The 13,151-nt window shown below is 67.5% G+C and carries 11 protein-coding genes and 1 pseudogene; 4 read left to right on the plus strand and 8 right to left on the minus strand.

What is annotated here, in order from left to right; all coding sequences use genetic code 11:
- A partial coding sequence (locus tag DMB80_RS26935) for a multifunctional oxoglutarate decarboxylase/oxoglutarate dehydrogenase thiamine pyrophosphate-binding subunit/dihydrolipoyllysine-residue succinyltransferase subunit (protein ID WP_111512630.1) occupies positions 1-3,588 on the plus strand: 3,588 nt, incomplete at its 5' end.
- 102 nt (positions 3,589-3,690) lie between these two features.
- On the opposite strand, the gene DMB80_RS26940 is transcribed toward DMB80_RS26935, so the two are convergent.
- Positions 3,691-4,053, minus strand: coding sequence for a DUF732 domain-containing protein (locus tag DMB80_RS26940; RefSeq protein WP_111512631.1), 363 nt, complete (start codon positions 4,051-4,053; stop codon positions 3,691-3,693).
- A gap of 172 nt (positions 4,054-4,225) precedes the next feature.
- On the opposite strand from DMB80_RS26940, the gene DMB80_RS26945 reads away from it, so the two are divergent.
- The gene (locus DMB80_RS26945; protein WP_046362656.1) at positions 4,226-5,047 is read left to right on the plus strand and encodes an SDR family NAD(P)-dependent oxidoreductase; all 822 of its coding nucleotides are present in this window, start codon (positions 4,226-4,228) and stop codon (positions 5,045-5,047) included.
- Here DMB80_RS26945 and DMB80_RS26950 read toward each other — a convergent pair.
- From DMB80_RS26950 to DMB80_RS26970, 5 genes are all read right to left on the minus strand, one after another.
- Positions 4,980-5,648: a DUF3159 domain-containing protein gene (locus DMB80_RS26950; protein ID WP_111512632.1), complete on the minus strand. Its 669-nt coding sequence runs from the start codon at positions 5,646-5,648 to the stop codon at positions 4,980-4,982. The two genes, DMB80_RS26945 and DMB80_RS26950, sit on opposite strands and share 68 nt — an antisense overlap.
- Positions 5,645-7,519: a S9 family peptidase gene (locus DMB80_RS26955; RefSeq protein WP_111512633.1), complete on the minus strand. Its 1,875-nt coding sequence runs from the start codon at positions 7,517-7,519 to the stop codon at positions 5,645-5,647. Before DMB80_RS26955 ends, DMB80_RS26950 begins: the two co-directional genes overlap by 4 nt.
- 102 nt (positions 7,520-7,621) lie before the next feature.
- Complete coding sequence (locus DMB80_RS26960; RefSeq protein ID WP_205538954.1) at positions 7,622-8,266, minus strand: TetR/AcrR family transcriptional regulator; 645 nt, start codon at positions 8,264-8,266, stop codon at positions 7,622-7,624.
- A 149-nt stretch (positions 8,267-8,415) separates the two neighbouring features.
- Entirely contained in the window at positions 8,416-9,225 is an 810-nt protein-coding gene (locus DMB80_RS26965) for a glycine betaine ABC transporter substrate-binding protein (RefSeq protein ID WP_111512638.1), read from the minus strand.
- Between the two features lie 38 nt (positions 9,226-9,263).
- Entirely contained in the window at positions 9,264-10,406 is a 1,143-nt protein-coding gene (locus DMB80_RS26970; protein WP_111512634.1) for an NAD(P)-dependent malic enzyme, read from the minus strand.
- Positions 10,407-10,599: 193 nt separating this feature from the next.
- On the opposite strand from DMB80_RS26970, the gene corA reads away from it, so the two are divergent.
- Complete coding sequence (gene corA, locus DMB80_RS26975; RefSeq protein ID WP_046362661.1) at positions 10,600-11,706, plus strand: magnesium/cobalt transporter CorA; 1,107 nt, start codon at positions 10,600-10,602, stop codon at positions 11,704-11,706.
- 3 nt (positions 11,707-11,709) lie between these two features.
- Here the strand turns inward: corA and DMB80_RS26980 are convergent, their stop codons facing one another.
- Together DMB80_RS26980 and DMB80_RS26985 are read right to left on the minus strand one after the other, a co-directional pair.
- A complete protein-coding gene (locus DMB80_RS26980) occupies positions 11,710-12,297 on the minus strand; it encodes a suppressor of fused domain protein (protein WP_111512635.1) in 588 nt (195 codons plus the stop codon).
- A gap of 2 nt (positions 12,298-12,299) precedes the next feature.
- The gene (locus DMB80_RS26985) at positions 12,300-12,815 is read right to left on the minus strand and encodes a YflT domain-containing protein (protein WP_111512636.1); all 516 of its coding nucleotides are present in this window, start codon (positions 12,813-12,815) and stop codon (positions 12,300-12,302) included.
- Positions 12,816-12,947: 132 nt separating this feature from the next.
- On the opposite strand from DMB80_RS26985, the pseudogene DMB80_RS28290 reads away from it, so the two are divergent.
- Positions 12,948-13,151: pseudogene (locus DMB80_RS28290) on the plus strand (DUF4190 domain-containing protein); the annotation flags it as partial.

A 13,151-nucleotide genomic window follows, 5' to 3' on the forward strand; every position in this document is an offset into this window, starting at 1 on the left:
GTCCAGCGAGGCGGACATGTTCTTGACCACGGCCGCGGCGGCGCCGCGAAGGCCACGCCGGCAGAGAAGGCTCCCGAGAAGCCCGCCGCGAAGGCTCCCGAGAAGAAGACCCAGGCAGCGAAGACGGACGTGAAGACGCCAGAGAAAGCCCCCGAGAAGAAGGCCCCCGAGAAGAGCGCCCCGAACTCCGACGGCGGCGACGAGACGCAGGTGCTGCGCGGCGCCGCCGCGGCCGTGGTCAAGAACATGTCCGCCTCGCTGGACGTGCCGACCGCCACCAGCGTGCGGGCCATTCCGGCCAAGGCGATGATCGACAACCGGATCGTCATCAACAACCACCTCAAGCGCACCCGCGGCGGCAAGATCTCCTTCACCCACCTGCTCGGCTACGCAATCGTGCAGGCGGTCAAGAAGTTCCCGAACATGAACCGGCACTTCGCCGAGGTCGACGGCAAGCCCAACGCCATCACCCCCGCGCACACGAACCTCGGCCTGGCCATCGACCTGCAGGGTAAGAACGGAAACCGCCAGCTCGTCGTCGCGTCGATCAAGAACTGCGAGACCATGCGGTTCGGGCAGTTCATCGCCGCTTACGAGGACATCGTCCGGCGCGCCCGCGACGGGAAGCTGACCGCCGAAGACTTTGCGGGCGTGACCATTTCGCTGACCAACCCCGGCACCATCGGCACCGTGCACTCGGTGCCGCGCCTGATGCAGGGCCAGGGCGCGATCATCGGCGCCGGCGCGATGGAGTACCCCGCGGAATTCCAGGGCGCCAGCGAAGAGCGCATCAACGAGGTCGGCATCGGCAAGTTGATGACGCTCACCTCCACCTATGACCACCGCATCATCCAGGGCGCGGAGTCGGGCGACTTCCTGCGCACCATCCACCAACTGCTGCTCGACGACGAGTTCTACGACGAGATCTTCCGCGAGCTCGGCATTCCGTACGAGCCGGTGCGCTGGCGCATCGACAATCCAGACTCGATCGAGGACAAGAACGCTCGTGTCATCGAGCTGATCGCGGCCTACCGCAACCGCGGTCACCTGATGGCCGACATCGACCCGCTGCGGCTGGACAACACCCGCTTCCGCAGCCACCCCGATCTCGACGTCAACACTCACGGCCTGACCCTGTGGGACCTCGACCGAGAGTTCAAGGTCAACGGGTTCGCCGGCAAGACGCACAAGAAGCTGCGCGACATCCTCGGTCTGCTCCGTGATGCGTACTGCCGCCACGTCGGCGTGGAGTACACCCACATCCTCGAGCCCGAGCAGCAGCAGTGGCTGCAGGAGCGCATCGAGGTCAAGCACGAGAAGCCCACGGTCGCCGAGCAGAAGTACATTCTGTCGAAGCTCAATGCGGCCGAGGCTTTCGAGACCTTCCTGCAGACCAAATACGTTGGCCAAAAGCGCTTTTCGCTGGAGGGCGCGGAGACCGTCATCCCGATGATGGACGCTGCGATCGATCAGGCCGCCGAGCACGGGTTGCACGAGGTCGTCATCGGCATGCCGCACCGCGGCCGGCTCAACGTGCTGGCCAACATCGTCGGCAAGCCCTACAGCCAGATCTTCACCGAGTTCGAGGGCAACCTGAACCCGTCGCAGGCGCACGGTTCCGGCGACGTGAAGTACCACCTCGGCGCCTCGGGCACCTACCTGCAGATGTTCGGCGACAACGACATCGCGGTGTCCCTGGTCGCCAACCCCAGCCACCTCGAGGCGGTCGACCCGGTACTCGAAGGCATCGTCCGCGCCAAGCAGGACATGCTGGACACGGGCGAAGAGACCAACGGCAGCAACGACTTCACCGTCGTGCCGATGATGCTGCACGGCGACGCCGCATTCGCCGGGCAGGGCGTGGTGGCCGAGACGCTGAACCTGGCGCTGCTGCGCGGGTACCGCACCGGCGGCACGATCCACATCATCGTCAACAACCAGATCGGCTTCACGACATCGCCGTACGACTCCCGCTCATCGGAGTACTGCACCGACGTGGCGAAGATGATCGGCGCGCCCATCTTCCACGTCAACGGCGACGATCCCGAAGCCGCGGTGTGGGTGGCCAAGTTGGCCATGGACTTCCGCCAGAAGTTCAAGAAGGACGTCGTCATCGACATGCTGTGCTACCGCCGCCGCGGGCACAACGAGGGCGACGACCCGTCGATGACGCAGCCCAACATGTACGACGTCATCGACACCAAGCGCGGGGTCCGCAAGACCTACACCGAAGCGCTGATCGGCCGCGGCGACATCTCGATGAAAGAGGCCGAGGACGCGCTGCGCGACTACCAGGGCCAGCTCGAACGGGTCTTCAACGAGGTCCGAGAACTCGAGAAGCACGCCGTGGAACCCAGCCACTCCGTGGAATCCGACCAAATGGTGCCCGCGGGCATGACCACCGCGGTGGACAAGTCGCTGCTGGCCCGCATCGGTGACGCACATCTGGCGTTCGGCGAGGACTTCAACGTGCACCCCCGCGTCAAGCCGGTGCTGGAGAAGCGCCGCGAGATGGCCTATGAGGGCAAGGTGGACTGGGCGTTCGCGGAACTGCTCGCGCTCGGCACGTTCCTCGCCGAGGGCAAGACGATCCGGCTGACGGGTCAGGACACCCGGCGCGGCACCTTCACCCAGCGCCACTCGGTGATCATCGACCGCAAGACCGGCAAGGAGTTCACCCCGCTGGACCTGCTGACCGTCGACTCCGACGGCAACCCGACCGGCGGCCGGTTCATGGTCTACGACTCGGCGCTCTCGGAGTACGCCGCCGTCGGCTTCGAGTACGGCTACTCGGTGGGCAACCCCGGCGCTCTGGTGCTGTGGGAGGCGCAGTTCGGCGACTTCGTCAACGGCGCACAGTCGATCATCGACGAGTTCATCAGCTCCGGCGAAGCCAAGTGGGGGCAGCTCTCCGACGTCGTGCTGCTGCTGCCGCACGGGCACGAGGGTCAGGGCCCCGACCACACCTCTGCCCGCATCGAGCGGTTCCTGCTGCTGTGGGCCGAGGGCTCGATGACCATCGCGATGCCGTCGACGCCCGCGAACTACTTCCATCTGCTGCGTCGTCACGGCCTCGACGGCATCCAGCGCCCGTTGATCGTTGCGACACCGAAGTCGATGCTGCGCAACAAGGCTGCCGTGAGCGACCTGAAGGACTTCACCGAGCAAAAGTTCCGTTCGGTGCTCGAGGAGCCCACCTACGACGAAGGCGACGGCGACCGGTCGAAGGTCACGCGCATCCTGCTGACCAGCGGCAAGCTGTACTACGAGCTCGCTGCCCGCAAGACCAAGGACAAGCGCGAGGACGTCGCGATCGTGCGCGTCGAGCAGTTGGCGCCGCTGCCCAGACGCCGGTTGGCCGAGACGCTGGACCGCTACCCGAACGCCAAGGAGAAGTTCTGGGTGCAGGAGGAGCCGGCCAACCAGGGTGCGTGGCCGACGATGGGCCTGACGTTGCCCGAGCTGCTGCCCGACCACCTGGCCGGGATCAAGCGGATCTCGCGGCGAGCGATGTCGGCTCCGTCCTCGGGCTCGTCGAAGGTGCACGCGGTCGAGCAGCAGGAGATCATCGACGAGGCGTTCGGCTAGTTTCGGCGAGCGCTGGGGGCACCTCCCGCTTGCGGGGGAGGGTTTGTACGTCGACGCGCCGCGAACCGCGTGCATCTGCGCGCGCTCGCGGCGCGTTGAGCTTTATCGGATGAACGAGAACGGCACCCCGTCGGTGAGTGCACTGACGGCGCGCGGGCACATGAGCTGAATCGTCAGGCCGGTGAACATCGTCGCCGGCCCCAGCGGGCGGCCCAGCTCGTCGGCGACCTTGGCCGCGACGTTCGCCATGTTCTGACCGGGCTCAGAGAGCATCGGGCACACCTGCTCGCCCACGCGGACCGCGGTGGCCGGGTCGATATCGCCCAGTCGGTAGTGATCCAGCGCCGACAGGAACACGTCGACGCCGGGATCTGCCTGGGCTGGTGCGGCGGCCACGGTGGCGGTGGCCGGCGCGGCGATGGCGAGGGCAGCGCCCAGGACAGCGAACGAAAGACGAGGCTTCACGCTCTGATTGTCGCAGCGGACGCCGCGGGTATTACGCCTCAGCGCTACGAAGGTGGTCACAGGCGGCGGGCGCGCGGAAGACAAGGCGCCCGCTGGTCCCCCAGCTATGCGGAACCGCGGGTACCGCTAAGGTGATCTGCAATTGCACGCCAGGCACGCGATGGGAGTGGATATGCAGGGCTTCGCCGGAAAGGTGGCCGTCGTGACCGGCGCCGGCTCAGGCATCGGTCAGGCGCTGGCCATCGAGCTGGGCCGTTCCGGCGCCAGCGTGGCGATCAGCGACGTCGACACCGAGGGCCTGGCCGCCACCGAGGAACGCCTCAAGGCCATCGGCGCACCGGTGAAGACCGACCGCCTCAACGTCACCGAGCGCGAGAACTTCCTGCTCTACGCCGACAGCGTCGCCGAGCACTTCGGCAAGGTCAACCAGATCTACAACAACGCCGGCATCGCGTTCACCGGCGACATCGAGATCAGCCAGTTCAAAGACATGGAACGGGTGATGGATGTCGACTACTGGGGCGTCGTCAACGGCACCAAGGCTTTCCTGCCGCACCTGATCGCCTCCGGCGACGGGCATGTCGTCAACGTCTCGAGTGTGTTCGGACTGTTCTCCGTGCCCGGCCAAGCGGCCTACAACGCGGCGAAGTTCGCGGTGCGCGGCTTCACCGAGGCCTTGCGGCAGGAGATGGCGCTGGCAGGCCACCCGGTGAAGGTCAGCTGCGTGCATCCCGGCGGTATCAAGACCGCGATCGCCCGCAACGCCACCGCCGCCGAAGGCCTCGACGCCGAACAACTGGCCAAGACCTTCGACAAGAAGCTCGCCAACACGACCCCTGAGCGGGCCGCGCAGATCATCCTCGACGGCGTGCGAAAGAACAAGGCGCGCATCCTCGTGGGCAACGACGCGCGCATGTTCGAATACGTCATCCGGTTCGTCGGAGCGGGCTACCAAGGTCTGTTCCCGCGCGTGGTGTCGCGGCTGACGAAGTAGCCAGCCGGGAACCGCGGATGGCCCACACGACGATGAGTAGGGCGAGCGCGGTCAATGGATAGCCCATCGCGATGCGGGCGACGGCCAGCCAGGCCACCGACTGCTCGCCGTACAGCCAGAGCTGCACGACGAAGCGGGCCGTGAACACGGCGGTCAGAGCGGCCGTGGCGATGTCGTACCGCAGGCGTGCGCTCCGACGGGTGCGCCATTCCTGTCCGCTGCCCGTGAGGGCACTCCAGACCACACCCACCAAGGGTCTCCGAACGATGATCGAGACCGAGAACACCACGGCGAGAATCGCGCTCGCCCAGATACCGACCACGAAGTAGTCGCGCGCGTCGCCGGTCCAGAAAGCGATGACAGCACCGATCGCCACCCCGAACAGACCGGAGAACGCGGGGGCGAGCGGCTCACGCCGTGCCAGCCGCAGTCCCGCGACTCCCGCGGCCGCGCCCACCCCGAGCACGACCGCGATGTGAAGCGGCGCCGCGGCATCGACCGCGGCGAACACAACGGTGGGCAGACTCGCGTAGAGCATCCCCGACCAACCGCCCATGCGGGCCAGCAGGGTCGGCGTCACATCGGATTCCCGGGCACTCACGCCCGGCCACCCAGGTGCTTGGCCAAGAAGTCGGCGATCTCGGAATACATCTCGATCGTGCTCTCCGGGTTGACGGCGCCATGCCCCTCGGTGGACTGGAGCAGGTAGTCGACGTCGACGCCGCGTGCGCGCAGCGCGTCGACCAAGTTGTCGGACTCTGCCTGGACTACGCGAACATCGTTGGCGCCCTGGATCACCAGCAGCGGCGTGCGCACGTGATCCACCCGGGTGATCGGCGAGCGCGCCATCATGTCGGCGAGCTGCGCGGGATCGTCGGGGTCCCCCACGTAGGCGTGCCAGTTGTTGACCAAGTGCGGACGGGCGATGGGTGGCAGGGTCCGCATGAAGTTCGCGAGGTCGGAGATGCCGACGTAATCGATGGCTGCGGCGAAAACATCGGGTGTGAAGGTGATTCCGACGAGCGCGGCATAGCCGCCATAGGAGCCGCCGAAGATGGCGACACGCGTCGGGTCGGCGTACCCCTGCTCGACGGCCCAGGTCACCCCGTCGACCAGATCGTCGTGCATCTTGCCGGCGAACTCACCGACCGCGGCCTTCAGGAACGCCTTGCCGTATCCCGTCGATCCGCGAAAATTGAGCTGCAGCACTGCATATCCGCGATTGGCCAGCAGCTGCACGCCGGCGTCGAAGCCCCAGGAGTCCCGATACCAGGGCCCACCGTGGACTGCCAGCACCAGCGGCAGCTGTCGCGGCTCGACACCGACGGGCACGGTCAGGTAGCCGTGAAGTTCCAGACCGTCGCGGGCAGTGAGGGAGACCGGCTGCATCGGGGCTAGCGTCGCCGGGTCCAGGTGAGGCAGCGGACGAAACAGCAGCCTGCTCTGACCCGTGCGGTGGTCGTACAAATAGGTGGCGCCCGGGTCGCGGTCGTGATTGAAGCCGACGACCCAGCGCTGGCCGTCCTCGTCCGACGACAGGCGTCCGAGGTCGCCGTCGGAGAGCTTCTCCAGATTGGCGAGGACGTCGGCGAAATGCGGATCGAGCGCCCGAATCAGCTGGCGCTCAGCGTAATACCGCACGGCCAGCAGCTCGCCGGTACGCTGATCGCAGATGAGCGGCCCCGGCAGGATCGGACTGACCGCCGCCCGCGGATCGAGGTCGTACTCGGGGTGGCTGTCGACCTCGGTCTCCGCTCCGGTCGCGAGATCGATGCGGACGAGGCGCGTGCGGTCGGTGTCGCGATTGGAACCCATCCACACACCAGCACCGTCGGGCGTGATGGCCATCGGGTGGATGCCGACGGGATAGTCGCTGCCGTCAAAGGTCGCGATGCGCCGCAGGGCGCTCCCATCCCACCGCGACAGTTCCAGTGCGCCCGCGGAAGTCAAAGAGGTGGCGAGCAGGTCGCCGCGGTCGTTGCCCAGCCAGCCATTCACGTGCCCCGGGTTCTCGGCGAGCAGGGTGAGTTGTCCGGTGGCGATGTCGAGCTCGTAGGCGTCGAGCAGCGTGGCGTCGCGGTTGTTCAGCATGACCGTCGTCGCGCCGCCCTTGACCTCACGGATCGGAAGAGCCATCACGCCCGGGAACGGTGTCAGGTCGACGGAGGGCGAGTCAGGGTGGTCGAGATCGACCCGGTGAATGTGCCAGTTCTCGTCACCGTCGTTGTCCTGCAGATAGATCAGCCAGCGGGGATCGTCGGTCCACTCGTAGTGCAGGACGCTGCGATTGTCATCGGCGGTGACGCACCGCGGGCTCGCGGAGTCCGAGTCGAGATCTTCGATCCAGACGTTCAGCCGGTTCTTCCATGGCGCAAGGAATGCGATTCTGGTGCCGTCGGGTGAGATCGACGCGGCAGCGCGGGTGGGCGGGCTCAACAGGTCGGCGACGGGGATCAGATCGGGCAGGGGCATTGCTTCTCCTCCTGGTTGTGGGCGCACGGGGTCGCCCCGTCGAGATGACGCTCACTCGACGGATGGATGATGGTGAGGCAGAACGGTTGTGGATCTGACGGATCAGTGCGGCACGGGTCCACCCAGCTGGCCGTTGGTGGCATCTCTGATCGCACGGTCGATCATCGCCAGGGCTTGCTGCTGGGTGATCTTCTCCTTCTCGACGATGGCCCGGTAGCCGACGTCCTCGTCGATGACGCGAAAGGCCGCGGTGACTGCCGCAGCGAAGAGCCGGGCGGTCAGGTCGTTGTCGGCCAGGCCGAGGCGATGGGCGATGATCGGGGCGAAGGCGCGCTCCATCTCGTCGTGAACCATCAGGTGCGCCGTTCGTAACGCCGGTTCGGTGAGCGACAGGGTGGTGATCCGCAGAGCGCTGATCTCGTCAGCGATGGCCTCTGGACTCAGGGGGTTCTCCGCATAGTTGACCGCCATGTGGTCGGCGAGCGACAGTTCGGGCGGCCAGCGGCGGGCCAGGTCGAGGAAGCGCCGCGCGGACAACGCCAGCACAGGCTCGACACAACTCTCCTTGGTGCGGAAGTACCGCCAGATCGTCCGCGTCGAAAGCCCTGCGGCAGCGGCGATGTCGTCACCACTGGTGGCCGATACTCCGCGTTCCCAGAACAGGGCGCACGCATGCCGAGACACCTCGAGCCGGGCTCGAGCCTGCCTGTCATCACCCGCCTCTTCCAGGATCGAGGTGGTCACCATCACTAGCCCCTGTCACTTAGTGTCACCACCGAGTGTGTCACTAAGTGACAGGGCGGTCAAGGTGCGCGCTCAGTCAGCGCGAGCGCACGCTGTGCGCCAGGAATTACGGCGTGTTGCTGTACAGACCCGCGCGCTCGCCGAACCAGGGCCTAGTTGCTGGTGCCGAGCGGGTGCGCCTCGAGCCACTGCGCGGCCACCTGACCCGGCTCGGCACCCTCGGCGATCTCGCGCCGCATGTCGGCCAGCGAGCCGGTGTCCAGCACGCCCGCGATCTCGTTGAGCGCCAACACCTGTGACTCGCTCAGCACGTTGCGGCGGTACAGCGGCACCAGGTTCTCCGCCCGGATCAGCGAGGTCTTGTCCGACTGCACCACCACCTCCGACGGCACGCCAGCGGCGGCGGTCGACGTCCACGCAGCATCCACCCGCCCTGACCGAAGCGCGGCGAACATCGTTGCCGCATCGTCGAATTGACGCACCGTGGGCAGCGCGCACGTGCCGATCGAGGTCGGCCAGGTGGTGCCGCTGACCGCGCCGACCGCGATGGCCGGGCAGCGGCGGGCCAGCGTCGCGGTGTCGGCTCCGAGCTTCTGCGACTCCGCGGCGGTCATGGCCAAGGCGGGCTTGTCCTCCGCCGCGGTCGTGTAGTCACCGGCCGCCACCCCCTCGGGCAGCGCGGAGAGCAGCGACCGGTACACCTGCACGTCCGAGCGAGCCGGCGCGTCGGGATCGAACCGCGCGAGGAGCCGGCCCGTCCACCCCGGCACCACCGTGGCCTCGCCGGAATCCAGCCCGGCCAGCGGATCGTCGACGACCCGGACTTGCGCGGCGCTGCCGTAGAAGCCGAGCGCCGAGGCGTAGAGGTGCGCGACGAGCTCGGCCTCGGGTCCCGCGGTGGTCGCCACCGGAATGGGCGGCGGCGCTTGCCGTCCCGCGCAGCCGGCGACGCACCACACCATGGTCAGTGCGGCGACCAACCGCCTCCAGCGCAGCAGACTCAGTCCTCGGATGCGGCGGCGACCGCCGCCGCGACAGCCGGACCGACCCGCGGATCCAGCGCGCTCGGCACGATGTGGTCGACGGCCAGGTCGTCCCCGACGACCGAGAAGATGGCCTGGGCCGCGGCCATCTTCATCTTCTCGGTGATGCGGCGAGCGCCCGCGTCGAGCGCGCCGCGGAACACACCGGGGAACGCCAGCACGTTGTTGATCTGGTTCGGGAAGTCGCTGCGCCCGGTCGCCACCACGGCGGCGTACTTGCGCGCCACGTCGGGGTGGATCTCCGGGTCCGGGTTGGACATCGCGAACACGATGCCGCCGGGTGCCATCGTGGCGATCAGTTCCTCGGGCACCAGCCCTGCAGAGACGCCCATGAACACGTCGGCGCCGGCCAGCGCCTCTGCCATCCCGCCGCTCAAGCCCCGCGGATTCGTCCGGGTGGCGAGGTCGGCCTTGAACGGGTTGAGGTCGTCCCGGCCGGTGGCGACGATGCCTTTGCTGTCGAGCACCGTGATGTCGGTGATGCCGCTGGCCAGCAGGATGTTCGCGCAGGCGATGCCCGCGGCCCCGGCTCCGGAGATCACGACCTTCAACGTGTGCATGTCGCGGTCGAGCACCTTCGCCGCACCGTACAGGGCGGCGAGCACGACGATCGCCGTGCCGTGCTGGTCGTCGTGCATCACAGGACAGTCCAGCGCCTCGATCACCCGCTGCTCGATCTCGAAACAGCGCGGCGCCGAGATGTCCTCCAAGTTCACCGCGCCGAACGTGGGCCGCAGTCGGATCAGTGTCTCGACGATCTCGTCGGGGTCCTTGGTGGCGAGAACAATCGGGATCGAGTCCAGCCCGCCGAAGGCCTTGAACAGCGCGCTCTTGCCCTCCATCACCGGCAGCGAGGCCGCCGGGCCGATGTCGCCGAGCCCGAGGACGGCGCTCCCGTCACTGACCACGGCGACCAGGCGGTTGGCCCAGGTGTAGCGGGCCGCCAGCGTCACATCGGTGGCGATCGCGCGGCTCACCTGCGCCACACCCGGCGTGTAGGCGATCGACAGGGCGCGCTGGGTGTCCAGCGGCGAACTCAGCGCCACCGAGAGCTTGCCGCCCTCGTGCGCCTCGAAGATCTCGGCGTCGTCGACCACCACCTGCGGGGTGCGTGTCGCGACGTCATGTTCTGGGGAAACCGCACTGTCCGCCACGGGCGTCAGGGTAACCGACACCGGGGCCCTCACAGGAGCAGGTTGGATATCGGTGAGCAGAACGCGCGCAGATTCGGACAGGTTCGGCGCGTACCATCCGTCTAGCCGAGCCAGGCGGGTGTCGAAGGGAGGTCGGCCGATGCCGTCGTTTCGCGCGCTACCACCGTCGCTGATGCGCCAGGGCGGCCGCCCCCGCCCCGACCATCCCGACGCACGCAGCATCCACGTCCCCGTCGCGCGGGCGATGGTCGACTGCGGCGTCTACTGCGAGGGAAATCGCCTGCCCGGCAAATACACTCACGCCGCAGCGCTGAACAAGGTGCACGAGATCGAAGCCGAAGGCCGGTCCGCGTTCGTGTGGATCGGACTGCACGAACCCGACGAACACCAGATGCAGGCCGTGGCGGATGTCTTCGGTTTGCACGAACTCGCCGTCGAAGACGCCGTGCACGCCCATCAGCGGCCGAAACTCGAGCGGTACGACGACACCTTGTTCCTGGTCCTCAAGACCGTGAAATACGTCGACCACGAGTCGGTCGCCAACGCGCGCGAGATCGTCGAGACCGGCGAGGTGATGATCTTCGTCGGGCCGGACTTCGTCGTGACGGTGCGCCACGGCGAGCACGGCGGCCTGGCCGGGGTGCGTAAACGCCTCGAGGCGTCACCGGCGTCGCTGAAGCTCGGCCCGTACTCGGTGATGCACGCGATCGCCGACAGCGTGGTCGACCACTACCTCGACGTCACCGACCTGATCGAAACCGACATCGATGCGATGGAGGAGGACATCTTCTCCCCGCGGCCGCTGACCGACATCGAATCCATCTACCTACTCAAGCGGGAAGTGGTCGAGTTGCGGCGGGCCGTCAGTCCATTGGCCACCGACCTGGAACGCATCGGCACCAACCACGACGATCTGATCAACGTCGAGATCCGTCGCTACATGCGCGACGTGCTCGACCACACCATCAAGGCCGCGGACCGGATCGCCAGCTTCGACGAACTGCTCAGCTCTCTGGTGCAAGCCGCACTGGGCAAGGTCGCGATGCAGCAGAACGTCGACATGCGCAAGATCTCGGCGTGGGTCGCCATCGCCGCGGTGCCCACCGCGTTGGCAGGCATCTACGGCATGAACTTCGACCACATGCCCGAATTGCATTGGGTGTGGGGCTATCCCGCGGTGCTGCTGCTGATGTTGACGGTGTGCCTGGGATTGCATCGCACCTTCCGGCGCAACAACTGGCTCTAGACGTCAGGCCGGGCTGGCCGCGCGGCGGCGCGGATCGGTCACGTCCACCCCGTCCTGCTCCCACGCCTCCCGCATCGCGCCGGCACCCTTGAGCCGCACCCATGCGGCCTCGGTCGGCGAGATCGGAACCGCACCGAGAATCGCCACCGGCGACGCCGGCTCGGGCAGCTCGACGTCGTCGAGGTCGCTGTGTCCCAACAGGAATGCCGTGAACGGCGCGCCGTCCCACAGCGGCGTCTCCAAGTCGATCAACGCGTCGGGCTCCAAGATCAGCCCCTCGACCGCAGGTGCGGCGGCCACCACCGCGACCGAGCGCGCCAGTCCCGTGGGAGCCGGGCCGCGCAGCGCCACCGCCACTTCGGCGCGCGGCCCGCGGAGCGGATCGGCCATCATCTCGGCGGGATCCACCATCGGCTGCGACGAGCACCCCAGTGACACGTAGTGGGCAGCGCTGTTCGGGCCGTCACCGTCGAAGCGCAACACGACGATCCGGTCGGCGCCCAAGAAGGTCACCGAGGCCTCCGCGGGGTCACCGGAATTCCGGAAATGCTCGAGCACCCGCGCGCGAACCGCCGCGGTGACGTCGACCACGGTCAGATCTTCAGGCGGGCCAGAAGATCTCGGCCCTGCTCGGCACCCTGCGGGTCACACAGCACGTCATAGCGGCCGGCCACCAACTGCATCGTGGAGCTGAAGTCGCGCGTGCCCCGCGCCATCGCGTACGGCACCGCGGAGGTGATCAGGCCGAAGAACACACCGGCGATCAGACCCGTGATCAGCGAACCCCACGGGCTCGGGCTGAAGAACCCGAGGATCAGGCCGATGAACAGACCCAGCCAGGCGCCGCTGATCACACCGCCGCCGAGGACCTTGGGCCAGGACAACCGGCCGGTGACCCGCTCGACCTGCATCAGGTCCACCCCGACGATCGTGACCTGCTCGACCGGGAACTGCTGATCGGACAGATAGTCCACGGCGCGCTGGGCTTCGGCATAGGTCGGATACGAACCGATCGGCCACCCCTTGGGCGGGGTGGGCAGGCCGACCGGGCGGCCACGGCCCGCAGGCCGGGCGCCCGGGGTCTGGCCTGACTGAAACGGGCTGGTCATGTCCTTGCACTCCTCCGGTCTGGAAGTTCGATCAGGTATACCTCGTCGCTCGATCAACGCACCGGAGTGGGCAAAGGTGCCCGGCTCCGACGGTCCCGACCGCCGGTATCCACTTAGGCTAGGTTGATTCCCATGACAAGTCAGGACGACGACGCACGCCGAATCGACCGTTCCGACTCAGCCGGGTCGGAGCCCACCTCGGAGGGTTACGAGGCGCCGCCGATCGAGCAGTCAGGCACCCCGACGGACTACCAGTCGGGAACTCCGACGGGCCATGAGTCCGGCGCCCCGAGCGACTACCCGCCGGCCTACAACCCGCCGCCCCCGCCGTCGTAC

The organism is Mycobacterium kyogaense (assembly GCF_003254575.1).
In the GTDB taxonomy this organism is placed as follows: domain Bacteria; phylum Actinomycetota; class Actinomycetes; order Mycobacteriales; family Mycobacteriaceae; genus Mycobacterium; species Mycobacterium kyogaense.